General features: G+C 30.4%; 18 protein-coding genes and 1 pseudogene. 14 read left to right on the top strand and 5 right to left on the bottom strand.

The features are described from left to right. Positions 1-43: 43 nt before the first annotated feature. The 3 genes from glyS to FBE93_RS02435 are packed head-to-tail and all read left to right on the top strand — an operon-like array spanning position 44 to position 3,803. Positions 44-2,038, top strand: a complete 1,995-nt coding sequence (gene glyS, locus FBE93_RS02445; RefSeq protein ID WP_002933703.1) for a glycine--tRNA ligase subunit beta — start codon at positions 44-46, stop codon at positions 2,036-2,038. Next, positions 2,035-2,856 carry a M23 family metallopeptidase gene (locus tag FBE93_RS02440; protein ID WP_002933698.1) on the top strand — a complete coding sequence of 274 codons (822 nt, stop codon included), beginning with the start codon at positions 2,035-2,037 and terminating at the stop codon, positions 2,854-2,856. The genes glyS and FBE93_RS02440 overlap by 4 nt, the downstream gene beginning before the upstream one ends. Further along, positions 2,853-3,803, top strand: a complete 951-nt coding sequence (locus FBE93_RS02435) for an SAM-dependent methyltransferase (RefSeq protein ID WP_002933697.1) — start codon at positions 2,853-2,855, stop codon at positions 3,801-3,803. The genes FBE93_RS02440 and FBE93_RS02435 overlap by 4 nt, the downstream gene beginning before the upstream one ends. Here FBE93_RS02435 and FBE93_RS02430 read toward each other — a convergent pair. Next, positions 3,800-4,774 carry a Ppx/GppA family phosphatase gene (locus FBE93_RS02430; RefSeq protein ID WP_165434149.1) on the bottom strand — a complete coding sequence of 325 codons (975 nt, stop codon included), beginning with the start codon at positions 4,772-4,774 and terminating at the stop codon, positions 3,800-3,802. The genes FBE93_RS02435 and FBE93_RS02430 overlap by 4 nt on opposite strands. A 55-nt stretch (positions 4,775-4,829) precedes the next feature. On the opposite strand from FBE93_RS02430, the gene FBE93_RS02425 reads away from it, so the two are divergent. Next, entirely contained in the window at positions 4,830-5,603 is a 774-nt protein-coding gene (locus tag FBE93_RS02425; protein WP_002933685.1) for a pyridoxine 5'-phosphate synthase, read from the top strand. After that, entirely contained in the window at positions 5,600-6,694 is a 1,095-nt protein-coding gene (gene pdxA, locus FBE93_RS02420; protein WP_002933683.1) for a 4-hydroxythreonine-4-phosphate dehydrogenase, read from the top strand. Before FBE93_RS02425 ends, pdxA begins: the two co-directional genes overlap by 4 nt. Here pdxA and FBE93_RS02415 read toward each other — a convergent pair. Next, a complete protein-coding gene (locus FBE93_RS02415; protein WP_165434148.1) occupies positions 6,684-7,286 on the bottom strand; it encodes a hypothetical protein in 603 nt (200 codons plus the stop codon). The genes pdxA and FBE93_RS02415 overlap by 11 nt on opposite strands. A gap of 111 nt (positions 7,287-7,397) precedes the next feature. On the opposite strand from FBE93_RS02415, the pseudogene FBE93_RS02410 reads away from it, so the two are divergent. The 4 genes and pseudogenes from FBE93_RS02410 to FBE93_RS02395 all read left to right on the top strand — a co-directional run bounded on the left by FBE93_RS02410 (position 7,398) and on the right by FBE93_RS02395 (position 11,055). Continuing rightward, positions 7,398-8,578 (top strand): annotated as a pseudogene (locus FBE93_RS02410) (MFS transporter). Between the two features lie 55 nt (positions 8,579-8,633). After that, a complete protein-coding gene (gene ciaC / locus FBE93_RS02405; protein ID WP_165434147.1) occupies positions 8,634-8,954 on the top strand; it encodes an invasion antigen CiaC in 321 nt (106 codons plus the stop codon). A 179-nt stretch (positions 8,955-9,133) separates the two neighbouring features. Beyond that, on the top strand, positions 9,134-10,156 hold the full coding sequence (hemE, locus tag FBE93_RS02400) for a uroporphyrinogen decarboxylase (RefSeq protein ID WP_002933677.1): 1,023 nt from the start codon (positions 9,134-9,136) through the stop codon (positions 10,154-10,156). Then, positions 10,153-11,055, top strand: a complete 903-nt coding sequence (locus FBE93_RS02395; protein WP_059110951.1) for a radical SAM protein — start codon at positions 10,153-10,155, stop codon at positions 11,053-11,055. Before hemE ends, FBE93_RS02395 begins: the two co-directional genes overlap by 4 nt. Here the strand turns inward: FBE93_RS02395 and FBE93_RS02390 are convergent. The 3 genes from FBE93_RS02390 to FBE93_RS02380 are packed head-to-tail and all read right to left on the bottom strand — an operon-like array spanning position 11,052 to position 14,539. Continuing rightward, positions 11,052-12,248: a hypothetical protein gene (locus FBE93_RS02390; protein ID WP_165434146.1), complete on the bottom strand. Its 1,197-nt coding sequence runs from the start codon at positions 12,246-12,248 to the stop codon at positions 11,052-11,054. The genes FBE93_RS02395 and FBE93_RS02390 overlap by 4 nt on opposite strands. Before the next feature lies 1 nt (position 12,249). Further along, on the bottom strand, positions 12,250-14,052 hold the full coding sequence (gene uvrC / locus FBE93_RS02385) for an excinuclease ABC subunit UvrC (RefSeq protein ID WP_165434145.1): 1,803 nt from the start codon (positions 14,050-14,052) through the stop codon (positions 12,250-12,252). Continuing rightward, positions 14,045-14,539, bottom strand: a complete 495-nt coding sequence (locus tag FBE93_RS02380; RefSeq protein WP_002933665.1) for a hypothetical protein — start codon at positions 14,537-14,539, stop codon at positions 14,045-14,047. The genes uvrC and FBE93_RS02380 overlap by 8 nt, the downstream gene beginning before the upstream one ends. A 138-nt stretch (positions 14,540-14,677) precedes the next feature. Between FBE93_RS02380 and guaA the strand changes: the two genes are divergently transcribed. The 5 genes from guaA (at position 14,678) to FBE93_RS02355 (ending at position 21,736) form a co-directional block, all read left to right on the top strand. Next, positions 14,678-16,213 (top strand): glutamine-hydrolyzing GMP synthase, encoded by a 1,536-nt coding sequence (guaA, locus tag FBE93_RS02375; RefSeq protein ID WP_002937788.1) that lies wholly within the window; start codon positions 14,678-14,680, stop codon positions 16,211-16,213. 85 nt (positions 16,214-16,298) lie between these two features. Continuing rightward, positions 16,299-17,759, top strand: coding sequence for a hypothetical protein (locus tag FBE93_RS02370; RefSeq protein ID WP_002933663.1), 1,461 nt, complete (start codon positions 16,299-16,301; stop codon positions 17,757-17,759). 239 nt (positions 17,760-17,998) lie between these two features. Next, entirely contained in the window at positions 17,999-19,249 is a 1,251-nt protein-coding gene (gene purD, locus FBE93_RS02365) for a phosphoribosylamine--glycine ligase (RefSeq protein ID WP_002859311.1), read from the top strand. Next, positions 19,246-19,698, top strand: coding sequence for an RDD family protein (locus FBE93_RS02360; protein WP_002855813.1), 453 nt, complete (start codon positions 19,246-19,248; stop codon positions 19,696-19,698). Before purD ends, FBE93_RS02360 begins: the two co-directional genes overlap by 4 nt. Continuing rightward, positions 19,688-21,736 (top strand): LPS-assembly protein LptD, encoded by a 2,049-nt coding sequence (locus FBE93_RS02355; RefSeq protein ID WP_165434144.1) that lies wholly within the window; start codon positions 19,688-19,690, stop codon positions 21,734-21,736. The genes FBE93_RS02360 and FBE93_RS02355 overlap by 11 nt, the downstream gene beginning before the upstream one ends. Positions 21,737-21,747 lie beyond the last annotated feature (11 nt).

Raw genomic sequence — 21,747 nt, 5'->3', positions numbered from 1 at the left:
AATTTTAGTTAAAATTAGAAATAAATTTTAAAAAGAGTAGATTATGAGTGAATTATTAATAGAAATTGGCACAGAAGAATTACCTGCTATTCCTTTGCTAAAAGAATTAGCTAATATAGAAAAAAAATGGAAAAATGTTTTAGAAGAATACCGCTTGGTAAGTGATTTTAAATTTTATTATACTCCGCGTCGTTTAGTTTTTTTTCATGAAAATTTTGCAGACAAACAAGAAGATAGCTTTGCTGAATTTATAGGAGCACCTAAAAATGTCGCTTATAAAGACGGGGTTTTAACTCCTGCAGGACAAAGTTTCCTACAAAAAGCAGGGATCAGTGAAAATGAACTCACTTTTAAGGAAATCAAAGGCAAAGAAGTTTTATACCATCAAAAAGCTATCAAAGGTTTGCAAAGTCAAGAAATTTTAGGAGAAATGGTAGAAAAATTTCTAAAAAGTCTTAGTTTTGGCAAAAGCATGCGTTGGGGTGCAAATTCTTTTGAATTCATTCGTGCGATCCGTTCTATTGCTTGCATTTTAAATGATAAACTTGTTGATTTTCAAAGCTATGGGGTAAAAAGTGCTAAAAAAACTTTCATTCACAGAAGTGTAAGTTATGATTTGCAAGATTTTAACAATGCAAAAGAATATTTTGAACTACTAAAGAAAAACTATATTATCCTTGATCCAATCAAAAGAAAAGAAAAAATACTTGAGCAATTTAAACTTATAGAAAGTCAAAAAAATATACAAATTGGAGAGGATGAAGAACTTTTAGCTGAAGTAGTTGCTATCACAGAATACCCTAATGCACTTTTAGGAAGCTTTGAAGAAGAATTTTTAGAAATTCCTAGCGAAGTAATCATCACTTCAATGAGAGAAAATCAACGTTATTTTGCAGTTTTTAACGATAAAGGCTTAAGTAATCATTTTATAGTAGTAAGCAATGCAGTATGTAAAGATTATTCAAAAATCATACATGGAAATGAAAGAGTTTTGCGTGCAAGACTTAGCGATGCAATGTTTTTTTATCAAAATGATTTACAAAATGGTTTAAAACCTGAAAAACTTGCCAAAATGACCTATCTTGAAGGTTTAGGCACAATGCAAGATAAAAGTTTAAGAGAGATTAAAATTGCTGAAATTTTATGTCAAATGCTTCATAATGATAAAATCGAAAATATCAGCACGGCACTAAAATACGCCAAAGCAGACTTAGCCACACAAATGGTTTATGAATTTACTGATTTGCAAGGCATTATGGGAAGTTATTATGCGCAAAAAATGGGCTTAGATTATGAAATTTGCTTAGCCATCAAAGAACAATATCTTCCTAATTCCGAACAAGCTCCACTTCCAAGCACGGAATTTTCAAGCATAGTAGCCCTTGCAAACAAGCTTGATACCCTTATAGGACTTTTTAGCATAGGAAAAATTCCAAGCGGAACAAAGGATCCTTATGCCTTAAGAAGAGCAGCCAATGGGATCATTAAAATCGCTCTAAATTTAAATAAAGAATTTGATATCCAAATTTTATTAGAAAAACTTTCAAGTCATTATAAAAGCTTTGATATGCAAATTTTAAAAGATTTTATTTTTGAAAGACTTTATACTTTTTATACGGTCAATGCTTCTTTTGTAAAAGCGGTTTTAAGCTCACAAAATACAGATCTTATCCATATCAATCAAAGCGTAAATGCTCTTATAGAACTTAGCAAAAAAGATAATTTTAATGAAAATTTTGCAACCTTTAAAAGACTGGCCAATATCGCCACTAAAAATCCTCATAAAGTTGATGAAAGTCTTTTTATTCAAGAAGCAGAAAGCAAACTTTACAAAGCTTTTCAAGAAAAAACTAAAGCCAACTCTTTACAAGAAAAACTTGAAAATCTTTTTGCACTTAAGCCTTTTATTGATGAGTTTTTTAATCAAGTGATGATTAATGCTGAAGATGAAAAACTTAAAAACAATCGCCAAGCTTTGGTTTATGAAATTTATGCGGAGTTTTTAAAAATTGCCGATCTTAAAGAGTTAAGCTTATGAAAGCCCTATGGATTCTTTTAAGCCTTACTCTTTGGCTTTTTGGAGCTCAAAATTTAGAACTCATCAAAGGTCAAGCTTTATTTTTGGAACTAGATAAGAAAGATTTTTTATCTTTAAAAAATAATGATAAAAATATTCCCACTTTTACACATCCTAAAAATCAAGAAAAAATTCTAGCTATTTTTTCCTTACCTTACAAAAATCCCCCGCAAAATACAAAACTTATAGCATTTTATAAAGATAGAAAAGAAGAAATTTTCATAAAAACTTTAGAAGGTAATTATAAAAGTGAAAAATTGCAAGTTGAAAACAAAAAGATTTTTCCACCAAAAACTGTACAAGAACGCATCGCTAAAGAATTAAAAGAAGCCAATGCAATTTATAGTTCTTATACTCCAAAAGCTTTATTTAACGGTGCTTTTAATATACCTTTAAATTCTTTTATCACAAGTGATTTTGGCAAAGCAAGAACTTTTAATGAAAAAGTAGCAAGTTATCATAGTGGAACGGACTTTAGGGCCGCTATAGGAACACCTATTTATGCAGCCAATTCAGGCATAGTAAAAATTGCAAAAGATCGTTATTTCGCAGGAAATTCGGTAGTCGTTGATCATGGTTTTGGAATTTATTCACAATACTATCATCTTTCTAAAATCAATGTTAAAGTAGGACAAAAGATAAAAAAAGGCGAACTTATAGGACTTAGCGGGGCTAGTGGTAGGGTAAGTGGGCCGCATTTGCATTTTGGAATTTTAGCTGGAGGCAAACAAGTCGATCCTTTGGATTTTGTATCCAAATTTAATGCTATTTTTCAATGAAATTTAGTGACTTTTTCCATGCTTGGCTACATGAAAGCTATTATAAAAATGCTGTAAGTATAGGAAAAAACGGAGATTTTTTTACTGCTGTGAGCGTAGGAAATCTTTTTGGCACACTTTTAGCTAAGCATTTTTTAAATTTAATAGATGAAAAAATTCTCAAACCTCCACTAGAGCTTGTAGAAATAGGCGCTAATGAAGGCTATTTAAGTCGTGATTTTTTAGCCGCTTTGCTTGAATTAAGACCTGAAATTTTTTCTCAAATTTCTTTTTTCATCATAGAACCACATGAAAAATTAAAAAATTTACAGAAAAAGACCTTAGAAGGAGTGGAATTTACTCACAAAAATAGTCTTAAAGAATGCCATTTTAAGAACGCTTTTTTCTTTTGCAATGAACTTTTTGATAGTTTTACTTGCGAACTTATAGATCATGATAAAATGGCATTTGTAGAAAATTTTAAACTTATTTTTAAAAATATGGATGAAAATTTGAACACAAAATGCAAAGCTTTAAATCTTACAAAAGGTGAACTCAGTTTAGAGCTTGAAATTTTTTTTAAAGATTTAGATCAAGCTTGTGATAGATTTATATTTGCAGGATTTGATTATGGAACTTTGAATCCACAAAATTTTAGCTTAAGAATTTATCAAAAGCACGAAGTTTTTAGCCCCTTTGAAGTATCGTTAAAAGATTTTTTCGGCAAAAGCGATCTAACTTATAATGTCAATTTTACCCATCTTCAAAAACTCATCAAAGAATATGATTTTAAACCTTTAGCTTTTAAAAAACAAAGTCTTGCTTTAATGGATTTTGGTTTTGAAGATTTATTGGAATACACAAAAAATAAAAACATTAAAACTTACGAAAGTTTTTTATCTCAAGCTAAAATTTTATTTTTTAATTTTGATGAAAAATTTCATTTTTTCGAATTTCAAAAAAACTAAAATTTTATATTTTTCATACTCGCCAAACAAACTCCCTCCCTTAAACCCTCATCAATGACTAGAAGTTTATGTTTATCAAACAAAGCATAAAACAATAAATAACCTGCACTCAAATAATTTTTTCTCATCGTGCCTACTTCTTTTATAGCCTTTTTTTCTTCCATATGAAAAAGTTTAATAGCATAATTTAAAAAATCCTTATGGCAAAGTTTTTTACCATTTACTCTACTTGCTTCATACTTTTCATAGCTTATATTTTGTTTTAATGCGCTAAGTGTAGTAGGAACTCCGGAATTTAAAACCACCGTTTTAACTCCTAAAGAACGAAGCTCCTTTTTAATCATAGCTACCTCATCAAAAGCCATAAAAGCTAAATGCTTTAAATAGGGATTTGCAATTAAAAAATGAATTTTAAGTTTTTTATCTTTAATATTTATGATAAATTTAGGATATTTTTTTATCAATTTTTTATAAGAAATACAAGATTTATAATACGAATGGCAATTTTTTTCATAAAAACTAATAATACCAAAATCAAAACTTTTAAAACTTTTTCTAAAAGAAAGCTCACAAGAAGCCCCTCCTAAATCACAATACGCAAACTCTCCCCAAATTTTAAGCCTTCTTAAACCTGATTGCATACCTAAAACACTAATCTTAGCTTCACTTTTGGCATCTATAAGCTTAAAATCAATCCCAAATTCTTCTTTTAAATGAGCAAAAATTTCATTTGTATTACTTGCCTTTCTAAAAGCTGCAGTCGCTACAGCTCTTGCTTTGCTTAAATCTTGCTCTTTAGCTAAAATACTCAAAGCATTTTTTAATCTTTGTATGGCTTCTTTCGAAATTTCTCCACTTTGATTTAGATTTTTCGCTGCCCCAATAACAAATTCATATTCTTTTAATTTATTTAATTTTTCATCCATTTGTACTGCTCTTAAAGTATTTGAACCAAGATCTATACCTAACATGACTTTCCTTGTTTGATTTTATAGTATAATAGCAAAAAAGTTCTAAAGGAAAAATATGCTTTTAGGTGTAAATATCGATCATATCGCAGTGTTAAGACAAGCTAGAATGGTAAATGATCCTGATCTTTTAGAGGCTGCTTTTATAGCAGCTAAATACGCAGATCAAATCACTTTGCATGTAAGAGAAGATCGCCGTCATGCTCAGGATTTTGACTTGGAAAATATTATAAAATTTTGTAAAAGCCCTATCAATTTAGAATGTGCTTTAAATGATGAAATTTTAAATTTAGCTCTTAAACTCAAACCCCACCGCGTTACTTTAGTACCTGAAAAAAGAGAAGAGCTTACTACAGAAGGGGGGCTTTGTTTAAATCATACTAAATTAAAACAAAGCATAGAAAAACTTCAAAATGCAAACATTGAAGTTTCACTTTTTATCAATCCTAGTTTAGAAGATATAGAAAAATCAAAAATTTTAAAAGCCCAATTCATAGAACTTCATACAGGACATTATGCAAATTTACACAATGCACTTTTTAGCAATATCTCTCATACTGCTTTTGCCTTAAAAGAACTCAATCAAGATAAAAAAACCTTGCAAACTCAATTTGAAAAAGAATTGCAAAATTTAAAACTCTGTGCTAAAAAGGGCGTAGAGCTTGGTTTAAAAGTAGCTGCAGGACATGGTTTAAATTACAAAAATGTAAAACCCGTAATAAAAACTAAAGAAATTTGCGAGCTAAATATAGGACAAAGCATTATAGCAAGATCTGTATTTACAGGACTTCAAAACGCTATTTTAGAAATGAAAGAACTTATTAAAAGATGAAAAAACTAGCCATTAGTATAGGCGATATAAACAGCATAGGACTTGAAATTTTAGTGCGTTCTCATGAAGAACTAAGCAAAATCTGCACACCTTTTTATTTTATCCACGAAAGCTTGCTTAATAAAGCTTTAAAACTTTTAAATTTAAAACTTTTTAATGCAAAAATCGTAGCTTTTAAAGATGACAAAGACTATGAGTTTAATTTTATAAAAAAAGAAAATTCTCTTGAAATTTACTCTTTTTGCCTTCCTTTAGGCTTTAAAGTGGATGAAAATTTTGAAATCCAAGCCGGAGAAATAGATGCAAAAAGCGGACTTTATGGTTTTTTAAGCTTTAAGGCGGCAAGTTATTTTGTCTATGAAAAACACGCCCATGCCTTACTTACTCTACCTATACACAAAAAAGCTTGGGAAGATGCAGGACTTAAATACAAAGGACATACCGATGCTTTAAGGGATTTTTTTAAAAAAAATGCCATTATGATGTTAGGTTGTAAAGAACTTTTTGTAGGGCTTTTTAGCGAACATGTACCTTTAGCTAAGGTGAGTAAAAAAATCACTTTTAAAAATTTAAGCATCTTTTTAAAAGATTTTTACAAAGAAACGCATTTTAAAAAAATAGGACTTTTAGGTTTTAATCCTCACGCTGGAGATTATGGAGTTATAGGTGGAGAAGAAGAAAAGATCATGGAAAAAGCTATAGCCTTTGTTAATGCCTTTTTACACTCTAAAAAAGATGAAAAATTTTTCAAAAAAGCCTTAAAAGATGAAAATTTACAAAAAGAATTGCTTTTAAATTTTAAAGGCAAGGGCGTTTATCTACCCTATCCTTTAGTAGCTGACACAGCTTTTACCAAGGCTGGTTTAAAAAACTGCAATCGTTTAGTGGCTATGTATCACGATCTTGCCCTTGCTCCTTTAAAGGCCTTGTATTTTGATAAAAGCATCAATGTGAGTTTAAATTTACCCATCATACGCGTTAGCGTTGATCATGGCACGGCCTTTGATAAGGCCTATAAAAATGCTAAAATCAACACTAAAAGTTATTTTGAAGCGGCTAAATTTGCAATCAATTTAAGCCCTAAAGCTTAAATTTAGCCCTAGAATCAATCAAATCTTCTTTAGCCAAGCTGTCTATAAAATCTTGCAAATCTTTATTGGTATTTAAACTTTGAGTGAGTAAATTTTCATATTTATCAACTTTATTTTTAAAAATTTGCTCTAAAACTTCTTTAGTCTTTATATCTTTTTTTGCTCTTTGCGTAAGTTCTAATAAAGCTTTAGCATAAGCTTCTTGCATGCAATCACTTGCATTGAGTAAAGGTAAAATAGGATTTTCCCCTGCTTTTGTATTTTGCATATTTTTTATACAAATTTTTCTTTCTTTAATCATCTTTTTTGAAATAGCTTTAAAATCTTTTTTCGTCTTTTTATCTGCTTTTTTTGAAATATTTTGATACAAACTACTATAGATGTTATCTACTAAAGCAAGTTTTTTATTCTCAAATTCATTGCGCACACCAATTTCATTACATATCATAAGCTCATCATCACTTTTACCATCATCTTTGACTTTAGAACAATCAAAACTAGGTTTTACTTCATCTTTATAAATAAGCTCATCAAAACTCAAAGCCCCTAAACTCACCAAACTTAAACCAAGCAATAAAATAATTTTTTTCATTATTTACCTTTAAAATTTTTATTTTATTTTAACAAAAATATTTTGAATTTTTTAAGGAAATTAAGCCTTTATTTTATTATAATGCGTTTTTATTTTTATAAGGAAATTAAAATGCAAAATTACAAAAAAGCTCTTTTTGCACTAGCTCTTAGTGCTTTTTGTATGGGTGTAACCGAATTTGTTATGGCAGGAGTTTTGGTTGATGTTGAAGCGTATTTTAGCGTAGATGCAAAAACTGCGGGCTATCTTACAACCTTATATGCTATAGGTGTTGTTATAGGTGCTCCTCTTATTACTATACCTTTAAGTCGTTTTCACAGACATACACAACTTTTAATCAATCTTGGAATTTTTGCTTTAGCAAATTTCATTATCTTTTTTAGCCAAAATTTCTATCTTACAGCGTTTGCGCGTTTTGTAGCAGGAACACAACATGGAGTATTTTTTGTCATTGCTACCTTAGCTGTAAGTGCTATAGTACCTAATGATAAAAAATCAAGTGCTCTAGCTATAATGGTCACAGGACTTACCGTAGCCTTAGTTACTGGAGTACCACTTGGAACTTTTATAGGACATTATTTTGGCTTTAAATTTATCTTTTTACTTATTTTTATCATTACAAGCCTAGCATTTTTTGGAGTATGGCATATGATGCCCAAAAATTTACATCCTAGTCCAACAAGTCTTAAAAATCTAATCCCTGCTTTTTCGCATCAAAATTTGTTAAAAACTTATACTATAACCATTTGTAGTTGTGGGGCTCAATTCGTTCTTTACACTTATTTGCAAAAATTACTTGTAGAAATAAGCGGTTTTAAAGTCCAAGATACAGCTTATATCTTGCTCTTATATGGAATTTGTGGGGCGGAAAAATAGTAGATAAAAAAGGTGCTATTTTTTCTTTGCGTCTTATTTTAAGCATACAAGTTCTAGTATTCTTAAGCGTATTTCTCACCATGCATTCTAAAATTTTAATCATTTTTAGCATAGCTTTGATAGGATTTTTTGCCTTTTCAACCATACCTGCGCTAAAAATGCTTAGCATTGCTAAAGCTAAACGCCACACTTATAAAGTCATAGACAGCACAGTAAGTGTGAATGAAGCAGCTTTTAATGTAGGCATAGCTTTAGCAAGTTTTTTAGGTGGGATTGTTTTAGCAGGATTGGGTATAGAATTTAATGCTTTATTTTCGGCACTTTTTGTAAGCCCTGCTTTGATTTTTGCCTTACTTTTTGCCAAAGATAAATTAAATTATAAAAAATTTCAAAGAAAAAGTTTAAAAAAGATATAAATTGGAATAGAAATTGCTTGTTTGTTTAATGTAAAGTTAAATAAAGGAGGAGAAAATGGTAGTAGATAATACTCAAAAAACATCAAATGCTATTTTTAGCACCACAACAAAGGTTAAAGAGAAAAATACTTCAGCAGATGAATTTCAAGCCACATTAAATGAAGTAAAAAACAAAGAAGAAAAGGAAGAAGAAAAAACAAGCTCAAGCAAATTTACTAATGAAGACATTGATCTTGGTGCTGTTAGAGAAGATTTTAGATCTTATGCTTGGGAAAAAATGAGAGAAGATCAATACAAAAAAAATGAGGAGACTTTGCTAAATAAGCTTTTTGCTACAATTGACGCAGGAAATGCCACAAACAATACAAAGGCTTAATATACAAATCAAAACTCAAACTACACAAACGAGAATTCCAATAATTCTCGTAAAATTTCTCATAACTCTGGATAAAATGAAAAAATTTATTATTTCCTCCATATGAAGAAAATATAGAAAAATTGACCAATTTAATTTATCAAATTCTGTTATAATTTTGCTAAAAACAAAGGAAAATAATGATTTTTATTGATGCTTGCTTTAAAAAACCTACACCCTACACCCCTATTTGGATGATGCGTCAAGCAGGAAGATATTTGCCAGAATATATGGAAGTAAGAAAACAAGCGGGTGATTTTCTCTCTTTATGCAAAGACTATAAAAAAGCTTCTGAAGTTTCTTTACAGCCTATTGATATTTTAGATGTAGATGCAGCAATCATTTTTTCAGATATCTTAGTTGTTCCTCTTGAAATGGGTATGAATTTACGCTTTGAAAAAGGAGAAGGGCCTGTTTTTGATAATCCTATTTCAACCCTAGAAGACTTAGAAAAACTTGACAATCAAAATGCACATAAAAAATTAAATTATGTCTATGATGCCTTAAAGCTTACAAGAGAAAAATTATCTCAAAACAAGGCTTTAATAGGATTTTGCGGAAGCCCTTGGACTATAGCTACCTATATGATAGAAGGAAGTGGAAGTAAAAATTATACAAAGTGTAAAAAAATGCTTTATCAAAACCCAGAGCTTTTACATAAAATTCTAAATAAACTAACTCAAGTTTTAAAACTTTATTTAGAAGAGCAAATTAAAGCAGGTGCTAATGCTATACAAATTTTTGATAGCTGGGCAAGTGCTTTAGAATATGATAAGTTTTTTGAATTCTCTTTTAATTATATGCTTGAAATTTCAAATTTTATTAAAAGCAAATACCCAAATATACCTGTAATTTTATTCCCTAAAGGCATTAGCGGTTATTTGGATAGAATCGATGGTAATTTTGATGTTTTTGGGGTTGATTGGAGTACTCCACTTGATTTAGCACGCGATAAACTATCACACAAATACACTCTTCAAGGCAACATGGAGCCTTGTAGACTTTATGATAAAAATGCCATCAAAGAAGGAGTGGAAAAAATACTAAAAACCATGCAAAATAAAGCTCATATTTTCAACTTAGGACATGGGATCTTGCCTGATATTCCTGTTGAAAATGCAAAATATTTTATCAAGCTTGTACAAGAAAGTTCAGCTAAATGAAAATACTCTTTGGTCCTGTTAGCTCTAGGCGTTTTGGAAGATCTTTGGGTATAGATTTAAGCCCTAGTAAAAAACAATGCAATTTTGATTGTGTTTATTGTGAGCTTGATCCAAAAAAAGCCCAAGAAAAACAGGATGAAATTATCAGCATAGATAAAATTATCTCCGAAGTTAAAGTTATGCTTGAAAAAAATGTTGAATTTGATTTTCTTACCCTTACTGCCAACGGAGAGCCTAGTCTTTATCCTTATTTAAATGAGCTTATTTTATCTTTACGCAGCATTGCTAAAGATAAAAAATTGCTTATTTTAAGCAATGGTACAGCTGTATTAGATGAAGACAAATTTAATGCTTTGCTAAAACTAGATGTGATCAAATTTAGCCTAGATAGTGCAGTTGCTAAAACTTTTTATCGTATTGATAGAGCTTTAAAAAACATTGACTTAGAAAAAATGATAGAAAAAATGGCAGATTTTAGAGCTAGGTTTAATGGAGATTTGATTATGGAAATTCTAGTTGTTAAAGATCTTAATGACAACGAAGAAGAATTTAAAGCACTTAATCAAGCTTTAAAAAAAATCATGCCTTTAAGGGTTGATCTAAGCACCATAGATAGACCTCCTGCTTATGCCGTTAAAAAAGTAAGCGAAGAAAAACTTTTAGAACTTTCTAAACTTATAGATTCTACTCCCGTACTCTTAGCCAAAAGGCATTATGAAGGTAAAAAACTAAGCTTCAATGAAGAAGAATTATTAAAAATGCTTCATTTACGCTCACAAAGCGAAATAGACATTGAAGTGAAATTTGATGAACAATCCAAAACTCTCTTAAATCAACTTATCAAAGAAAAAAAGGTAAAAATTCTCGATTTAGCTGGAGTTAAATTTTATAAAGCTTAGGCCTTTGGTAAATACTTTCTAAGTAAAGTTATAAGATCATTTCTACTTACATCACTTAAAACTTCGCTCACACAATCAAAATCCCTAACTTTTTCCTTTGAAAAAAAGATGATATGGCTTTGTGGATGCTGTTTTTTATAAGCACTTAGCAAATTTCTCATTTGCTCAAGATCAAATTTAATTAATTCATAATCAAGCAAAATCAAACGATAAATCTCCTTGCTTAATTCTTGTTTTAATTGACTAAAAGAATTTATACATACATTTTTATCGCATTGTTTTTCTATTATATTAAAAAATAAGGTTGCATCAAAATCATTTTGTTTAAAAAGCAATACATTATTTTGATAAGGGGTTTTAAATTTTAAAGTGCAAACCTTATCAAGCTTGTTTTGCAAAATATTTTCAAGATCTTTTTTTTCAAAAGGTAAAGTTAAAAAATACTCATAATGTGTATTTTTATGGCGACCCATCACTATAAAATCATAGTTTTTCTTTACATTTTCATTTAAAATTTTATCCTTGATAAAAATCAAGTGAAAGTCATTAACATCAAAACTTAAATTTTTAAAACAAGTACTTTCTATGCCAAAATACGAAAGTAAATTTGCAAGTAAAAAATTCTCAAGCTCATCATTATTAACTATAGCCACACTTGCTTCAAACTGCAAAACCTTTCCGTGAGATGTCCCTATAATGCTTTTATGATGCTCTAAAGCCTCATTTAATTCTAATCTAATTTGATCTTTTTGAGAATTTAAGGCATTTAAAATCAAAGAATTAATTTCTTTATTATACCCTTCATTTAAGCAACGCATTGCATTGGATATATTTCCAAGCTGATATAAATTTTCCTCTAATAAATGCAAATATCTGTCTTTTTCATGGGATATTTTAGTTAAATTTTGCCCCGTAGTTTCAAATTTTTCCTTTAACAAATCAAGCGCACTATCAACATCAATCTTTTTTTGAAAATTTAAAAAATCACTTTGCATGCAAAAAATTTTTTGATATATTTTGTTTATATTTCTATTTTGCCTAAAAGCAAAAATAAAAAGTGTTAAAGATAAAACAAAAATGCTAGAAAACATACCTATTTTCAGTTGTTCAGCAACACTATCAAGCTTTGAGATATCAATACTTAAATACGCTAAAATTAGATTAAAAATAAAAATTATCCCTGCTAATATCAAATCAATTTTCCTTTATCTTTTGTGCCGCTTTCTTGCCTACAAGCATTGCAAGATCTTTAAAATCAGCCTTATATATAGATTCAAAATTTCCATAATACGCTAAAAGTTTTTGTATAACCCCTGAACTAAGTCCTAAATTTACAAGCTTAGAACTATTCAAGTCCTGTTTTTTCTTAGTATTTTGATGAAAGCTGATAGCAAAACGATGCGCTTCATCTCTTAATTTCTGTAAGAATTGTAGTTTTTTATCGTTAATACTTAGGCTAAATTCTCCTTTTAAGGAATGAATTTTATCTCTAGCACCTCCTTTAGCCCTATGTGCTTTTGCATCGATTTTTTCTTTTGAAATAGCTAAAATATCAACATTAGCTCCACTACTTACAATGATTTCTTTAGCCAAATCAAGCAAAGCCTTTCCTCCATCTATAAGCCATAAATCAGGAGGTGGATTTTTATCAAAGTCCAAAGCCCTACGCATTAAAACCTCACGCATTTGATCATAATCATTTTTATGTTTTAAATGAAATTTGCGATATTTTGACTTATCCCAAGAATTTGCACTATAAGTTACCATAGCTCCAACATTTGCCACGCCTTGCAAATGAGAATTATCAAAAATTTCTATATCATTTGGTAAATTTTCAAGCTCAAAATAAGACTTTAATTCTTTTTGTATAGTAAAACCATGATTTTTTTGCTCTTTTTCTATATTTAAAAGGGCGTTTTGAAAAGCCAAATCACAAATTCTTCTTTTTTCTCCTATTTTAGGAATTTTAATACTGATTTTTTTATCAAATCTTTGGCTTAAAATTTCTTCTAAAAGCACTCTATCTTCAAATTCTTCATAAACATAAATAACATTTGCAAGCCAAGGAATATCCATGCTAAAATTTTCTAAAATCAATTGCTTGTAAATTTCATTTTTATCCCATTGTATATCATTTTTTATAGGAGTAATCTTAGAATTTGCACTGATAATTTTTCCATTTTGCACTACAAAACGCAAGGTTGAAAGCATAGAATTTTTAAAAGCTAAAGCAAACACTTCAAAATCTTCTAATTTTGCAATATCTATTTCAACCTTAATTTCTAAATCCTTAATCGTTACAATCTGATCTCTTACTTTAGCTGCTTCTTCATAATTTTCATTCTGTGCTAAAACAAGCATTTGTTTTTCTAAATTTTTTATTAAAATACTAGGATTTAAAAGCGCGTGCATAGCCTCATCTAAAATTTCAAGGTATTTTTCCCTGCTGATGCGTTTATCACAAGGTGCAAGACAACGAGAAATTTGATAAAAAATACAAGGGGATTTACAACTTGCTTTTTGCTTTAAAGGATAGTATAAATAAAGCGCATCTAAAAGCTCTCTAGCGCCTTTAAAAAAAGGGCCAAAATATTTAATTTTGCTTTTTTTTACTAATTTTCTAGTGATCTCAAAGCGTGGAAATTCTTCTTCAAAATCCACATAAATATAAGGATAAGTTTTATCATCTCTTAGCAAAATATTATATTTTGGATGCAGTTGTTTGATAAAAGAATTTTCCAAAATCAAAGCATCGGCTTCTGAATTAGTAGTGATAAATTCCAAATGCACTGTTTCTTCAATCATTTTTTGAATTCTTAAAGAATTTCTTGGGTTTGCATGTAAATTTGGAGTAAAAGCGAAATAAGATTTGACACGATTTTTAAGATTTTTAGCCTTACCTACATATAAAAGCTTTCCTTCTTGATTAAAATATTGATACACTCCAGCACTATTAGGAAGAGTTTTTAACTCATTTTCTAAATTCTCTTTAGTCAAGATTAGAACCTTTTTTTATAAGCTCTCTTAAATCTTCAAATTTCTTAAATAATTTTTCATCTTCAAAGCAATTTTTAAATTCACCCTTAGAAAGCTCCAAATAAGAATTTTTAGAGAGTTTTTCATCATTTTTGTTTTTATTTACTGCATAAGTGTATTTTTGAGAAAAGATTTTTATATCTTTTATATCAACAAATCCACTTAAAGGATATTTTTGTCCATATGCTTTTATGAGAAATTTAATATAAATTTTGCTATCATCATGATTTAATTCTTGATAAGCTGCTGGATGTAAGGTTATTATATTTAAAATATGATTTTTTACATAAATTTTAGCAATCAAACGTTGCTTAGCAGGCGGAAAAGAACTTAAAAAATCTTTGCAAAAAAATAAGGTTTTTAAAGGCTTATAATGAGGTTTATCCATCAATTCATTAATAACAGCACTAGCGTTTTTAGTCATCTTAATATTATTTCTTTTTCCCATAAGATGATTTTAGCATTTCTTTTCTTAATTTTCTTCTGTGCTTGCGGATATAAAGGCAACCCTCAATACACAAGCTATGAACAAAATGGTTCGGTAAAAACCATTAAAAAATACGAACAATTACATAGGTGGTAAATAATGAAAAAAGCAGATATTTTAGTTTTAGACTTTGGCTCTCAATACACTCAGCTTATAGCAAGACGCTTAAGGGAACAAGGAGTTTATGCAGAAATTTTACCTTTTAATGTGAGCTTAGCTGATATTAAGGCGAAAGAACCAAAAGGTATTATTTTAAGCGGAGGTCCAGCAAGCGTATATGCAACTGATGCGTATTTTTGCGATAAAGGTATATTTGACTTAGGTTTACCTATTCTTGGAATTTGTTATGGTATGCAGCTTATGGCACATCATTACAAAGCTACAGTAGCACCTGCAGGACATAAAGAATACGGCAAAGCAAACATAGAAGTTAAAAAAGATAGCGCTTTATTTAAAAATCTTCCAAAAAAACAAACCGTTTGGATGAGTCATTCTGATAAGGTAGAAAATTTACCTCAAGGTTTTGAAGTTTTAGCCACAAGTGAAAATAGCCCTTTTTGTGTTTTTGGCAACGAAGATAAGAAATTTTTTGCTCTGCAATTTCACCCAGAAGTGCAACACAGTGAATTTGGCAAAAATATCTTAAAAAATTTTGCTAAATACGCTTGTAATTGCGAAAGTGTTTGGAATATGGGCTCTTTTGCAAAAACTCAAGCAGAAAAAATCCGTGAAGAAGTGGGCAATGATAAAGTGCTTTGTGCAGTAAGTGGCGGAGTAGATAGTAGCGTAGTTGCTGCACTTTTAGCCAGTGCTATAAAAGAGCAAGTTATAGTAGTTTTTGTAGATAATGGACTTTTAAGAAGTGGTGAAAAAGAACAAGTTGAATTTATGTTTAAAAATACCTTAGGTATCGATCTTATCAGCATTGATGCAAGTGAAATTTTCTTAAGTCGATTAGCTAATGTTAGAGATCCCGAGCAAAAAAGAAAAATCATAGGAAATACCTTTATAGAAGTTTTTGAAGAAGAAGCAAAAAAACATAAAGATGTAAAATATCTCGCTCAAGGCACGCTTTATACTGATATCATAGAAAGTTCTGTTGTAGGTGCAAGCAAAACCATTAAAAGCCATCATAATGTAGGGGGCTTACCTGAAAAAATGAATCTTAAACTCATAGAGCCTTTAAAAGAAATTTTTAAAGATGAAGTGCGTGCCTTAGGACTTGAGCTTGGACTTAGCAAAGAAGTAGTTTATCGTCATCCTTTCCCTGGGCCAGGTCTTGCTATACGCATTATGGGAGAAGTAAATCGCCCTAGCTTAGAACTATTACGCAAGGCTGATGTAATTTTACTTGAAGAACTTAAAAGTACAGGTTGGTATGATAAAACTTGGCAAGCATTTTGCGTGCTTTTAAATGTTAAAAGCGTTGGAGTTATGGGGGATAATCGCACTTATGATAATGCAGTTTGCATACGCGTTGTAGATGCAAGCGATGGCATGACAGCTACTTTCTCGCATTTACCTTACGAAGTTTTAGAAAACATAAGTCGCCGTATCATCAATGAAGTAGAAGGTATAAACCGCGTTGTTTATGATATCTCAAGCAAACCACCTGCAACCATAGAATGGGAATGATCCATTTTTTCTAGCTCTTATTTTTATTATAAAATTTTTATAAAAATAAGGCTAGAATTTATTCAAGAAATTTCAAGGAAGAAATATGCATGGAAAAATAGCTATTTATATGGATTCTACAGGACGTGGAACCGTTACAAACTCAGCAAATACCTTTTTTGACTTCAATCGCCAAATTTGGAATGATAAAAAAAGTATGCCAAGTGTTGGTATGCTTGTGGAATTTAGAACTCTTTCTAGCGAAAAAAAAGCAGAAGACGGCAAGCCCGTTCAAACAAGTAAAACCATAACAGGTATAAAACCTTCAAAATTTCAAGAATTTAAAGAAGGGGATTTTATCACTGAGCATGATTTTTGGAAAACTGATAATGATGATGAATTAGAAGACTTACAAAACTCAAGAAGAAGTGCTTATATAACAGAACTTTATAGAACGACAGACTTTGACACTATAGAAAAAATTCCTCTTTCTTTTACTATACCTCAAGCTATACAAAAATATTTTGCCCATGAAATTTTATCCGTAGAAACGCTTCAAGCCAATCTACAAGATGAAAAGGAAATTCCTTGCATACTTGATTATCTTATACTTAAAAGATTTTTATTTAAAGCTTATGATACTTTAATTTTTATGGATAATAGCATAGACCAAACCCAATTTAGCGCATTAAAAAGCATCATGATGCATTTGGAGAATTCATACAAGCAAATGATAGCTGATCAAAAACCAAATATCACTAAAATTTTTAACGAAACTTTTTTATCTTTGCAGTGTCATTACCAAGCTTTAGTAGCCACCATAGATACAAGAAAAAATCGTCTAGCCTCGCTTGAAGCACAAATGAAAACTTTACAATCTGAAATAAATCTTAAAAGCAATGCGGCCAATGCAGACCCTGAAAAACTTAAAGCTCGACAAGAAAGATTGGCTAAACTACAAAAAGAAGCAGAATACTACAGAACAACACTAAAAAGACTTGATGCTATAAGGGAAGATTTTTATAAGAAAAATTATAATATTTTCGAAAATGCTTTTAAACTTTCACGAGAAAAGCTCTTTAAAAAAATTGTCACAGGTTTAAATCTATGCGCAACCATAATGGATGTTAAAATTTGGCACTTGTCTTTAAAATCATCAGGGGTTAAAAATTCTTATTTTACTATGAGTAATATAGAAAATTCTTTCTGTTCTCTTTCTTTTGCAGAACATTACTTAAGTCGCTTAAATAAATCCGCTCTAAATCCTTTTGATCAAAAACTTTTAGTGTATATTCAAAAAATCACAAAAGAACAAAGAAAAAAATTTTTAGTTGTCACATCGGATTTAGATTTATTATGCAAATTAAAAATTGAAAACTTTTCACAAAATCCGTATTATTTAGTAAAATACGCACCTAAAAAAGTGAATTATCAGTCTTTAATGCGTGATAACACCTTTGATATAGTCTATATTGATGAAAAACATGTTTGGGAAAATGTTGCCGATATTATTTTACAAGGAAAGCATTTTGACAAATCAGGAAAAACCAAATTTAAACTGATTTAAGACATAGAAATTTAAGCTAAATTAAGTTATAATTTCCTTGCCTAAACAGTTTGTGGTATTTAAAGTGATCCAACACATTTTTATTAACTGCGATTGTGTGATTTACCGTGTTCTGTGGCATCGTTTGAGCTTTGAAAAAAGCGAGAAGTTGCAGCCTTTAAAAATTACCTAGCGGTTTTCTTTGACTTTTTGGGGTCAATCTTTGTTAAACGGCTGTTTGGGTTTAAAAGGAGATATAAATGAAAATAATGATTTTGGGTAGTGGTGCAAGAGAATACTCTATTGCTTTAGCCTTAAGAAGAGTAGACAAAAATTTAGAGTTTTATTTTGCTCCTGGAAATGGCGCTACCGAAAGTCTTGGAACAAATTTAAACCTAAAAGATCCAGTAGTTTTAGCAACCTATGCAAAAGAAAAAGGTTTTGATCTTTGTATAGTAGGAAGTGAAAGTTTTTTAGCCGAAGGGGTTGTAGATATTTTTAAACAACAAGGACTTGCTATTTTTGGGCCAAGTAAAGCTGCTGCAATGCTTGAAACCTCAAAATCTTTTATGAAAAGCTTTCTTAAAAAATACCGCATCAAAACAGCCAAATTTTTAAACACAAATGACATTGAAAAAGCAAAAAATTTTATATATAGTTTAACCCCTCCTATAGTAGTAAAAGCCGATGGACTTTGCGCAGGAAAAGGTGTTATCATAGCTAAGACTCATGAAGAAGCCATAGAAGAAACAGCTAAAATGCTGAGTGGAGAAAGCTTTGGAGATGCTGGAAAACTCGTTGTAATTGAAGAATTTTTAGATGGTTATGAATTAAGCATTTTTGCAGTATGTGATGGCAATGATTTTGTTTTACTTCCTGCAGCACAAGATCACAAAAAATTACTCGATAATGATCAAGGGCCAAATACTGGTGGAATGGGTGCTTACGCCCCTAGCTCTTTGGCGAATGAAAGCTTGCTTAGAAAAGTTCAAAAAGATATTATTTTACCGACTTTAGCAGGTATGAAAAAAGAAGGAGCGGAATTTTGTGGCGTTTTATTTATAGGCGCTATGATCGTTGGAAATAAACCTTATGTATTAGAATTTAATGTTCGCTTTGGCGATCCTGAATGTGAAGTTTTAATGCCTTTAATCGAAGATCCTTTAGAGCTTATTTTAGCTGCTACTCAAAGACGCTTAAGACACGCAAAAATCAAAATCAAAAAAGAATTTGCAGTAGGGGTTGTATGCGCGAGTGAAAACTATCCTTACAAAAGTTCACCAAAAAGTGAAATTACTGTAAATAACATTCCTGAAAACTCTCATATTTCTTATGCTGGAGTAAGCCTAGAAGATGGCAAATTAATGGCTGATGGTGGAAGAGTTTTAGTTTGCGTTGGCACAGGAAAAAGTATAGAAGAAGCGCAAAAAAATGCTTATAAACTTTGTGATAATGTAAATTTCAAAGGAAAACAATACAGAAAAGACATCGCTCATCAGGTTCTTAAATGAAAGAAAATTTACAAGACCGCTTAGAGCGTGAAAATCTAAAAATAGCAAGTTTTGGAAAAAGAGTTCTAGCTTTTTTAATCGATGATATGGTTATTTCTTTGATTGTATTTATCATTTTTTATGATCGTCTAATCCAAGCAAAAGATTTATTTGAAACGACTCAAATTATAGGAAATTTTTATCTTGGCTTCATCTTGCTTCATTTTAGCTATCAAGCGATTTTTACTTATCTTTATGGGGCAAGTTTGGGAAAAATATTATGCAAAATTATCATCTTGGATGAAAATCTTCTCGACAAACCCAATCTCATCCAAAGTTGCATCAGATCTGCCATAAGACAAGTTAGTGCTATGGCGTTTATGCTTGGGTTTGCTTGGGCTTTAAGCAATGATTTGCGCAAAGCTTGGGAGGATTATCTAGCAAGGACAATAGTAGTCGATGTGGCGTAAATTTTCCCTATTGCTAGGAACTAGCATAGCTTTAAATGCAGCACAAGTTGATATTTACGCTCTTGATGCAAAAAAAGAAGGTGATATTCTTACTGCAAACAATGATGTTATTATTTTTTCTGATTTTTATTTCATCACTGCCAATAAAACAATTTACAATGAAAAAACCGGAGATGTTGAGCTTTTTGGCGATGTTAACATCCTAAGGGGACAAAACGAAAGATCACATTCTGATTATGCTAAAATCAACCTAAATTCCAATCAAGCTGATTTTAGTAATTTTTTCTTTTCCAATAACAATCTTGAAGTATGGTTTCAAAGCAAAACAAGTCATCTAAATGATAAAGTCTTTGAAAGTAAAATTTCAGCAGTTTCAAGCTGCAATGTTGAAGATCCTGATTGGGAAATTCGTTTTTCAAAAGGCTGGCTTAACCGGGAAACCAATTTTGTTCATCTTTACAATGCAAAATTATATGTTAAAAATACCCCAGTTTTTTATCTACCTTATTTTGGATTTAGTGCTGATACTCATAGACAAAGCGGGCTTTTAATCCCAAAAATCGTTTTAAAAAGTAGCGAAGGCTTATACTATGAACAGCCTATTTATATAGCCACTCAAGAAAATTGGGATTTAGAACTTGATCCACAAATTCGAACAAATCGTGGTTTTGGACTTTATTCTACTTTAAGATTTCTTGATTCTCCATATTCAACAGGAGAATTAAATTTTGGTACTTTTAGGGAAAATAGCTCCTATTTTCACGATGAAAATTTGAAAAATCAAACTCACTATGGAATAGAATTAAAATACTCAAGAGATAATTTAATCAAATCTTTACTCAGCGATAATTTTCAAGAAGGTCTATGGATAGATGCAACCTATCTCAACGATGTGGATTATTTAAATTTAGGAAGTAGGGATTATCGAGATCTTAACTCGCTTGTAACCTCCAAAATCAATTATTTTTTAGCCGATGAAAACAATTTTTATGGAGCTTATGTAAGATATTATATCGACACATCTAAACTTAGCAACAATACAACCTTGCAAGAATATCCAAGCTTTCAATATCATAGATTTTTAAATAACCTTTTTGATGAACGCTTGCGTTATTCATTTGATGCTTCATTTCATAATTTTTACCGACCTGCTGGTTCTTATGCAAATGAGCTAAATTTAGACTTGCCTATCTCGTATCACAACGCTTTTTTTGGAGACTTTTTACACTTTACTTTTACAGAAAGATTTTATGCTTCTTTTGTAAATTATAGCAACGATCCCGAAAGAAACCATGAGCATTATTTCAGAAACACTCATGATTTTAATCTCTACACCGATCTTTCAAAAGCTTATGAAAATTTCTTTCATACTTTAAATTTAGGGGTGAATTACGTTTTACCAGGAGCAAAATCAGGTAAAATCACGCAAGATTATCTTGAAGAATACGATAAAGAAAACGAACATACAAGTTTTTATGCCGTTCAATATTTTTATAATGATGAAGGACAAAAAAAAATCAAACACAGAATTTCACTTGACTATCTCAATAAACAAAATGAATTCTATGAACTTGAAAACCTTCTAACTTATTATTTTAATGAAAACATTAATTTTAATAGTGAAATGCTTTACTCTTATGAGCAAAGTCGCTTTACCAATATCATCAGCCAAATAGAAGTCAATACAAATTCAAAATTTAATTGGATGTTTTCTCATGCTTATCAAAACGATGAGTATGGAAAATATAGCTTTATTGGTACAAGAGCAAATTATATTGCCACACCTAATTACAATTTATTTGGTGGAATTTGGTTTGATACTCAAAGAGCTCATGCAAACATGTGGGAACTTGGCTATACCTACCAAAGAAAATGTTGGAACTATTCTTTAATGTATAGAGAAAGAATCGATCCACAACTCACAAGTGGTGGCATCACAGCTAAAAATCAAAGCGGAGTTTATTTTATTTTCAACTTCTATCCTTTAGGAGGAGTAAAATACGATTTCTCTTTAGCAGAAAGTGAAAACAAAATTTAAAAAGGATGAAA

This window comes from Campylobacter sp. CFSAN093229 (genome assembly GCF_011068225.1).
Taxonomy (GTDB): domain Bacteria; phylum Campylobacterota; class Campylobacteria; order Campylobacterales; family Campylobacteraceae; genus Campylobacter_D; species Campylobacter_D jejuni.
Note: the sequence above shows the minus strand (reverse complement) of the source record. Positions and strands in the feature narration are given on the sequence as shown.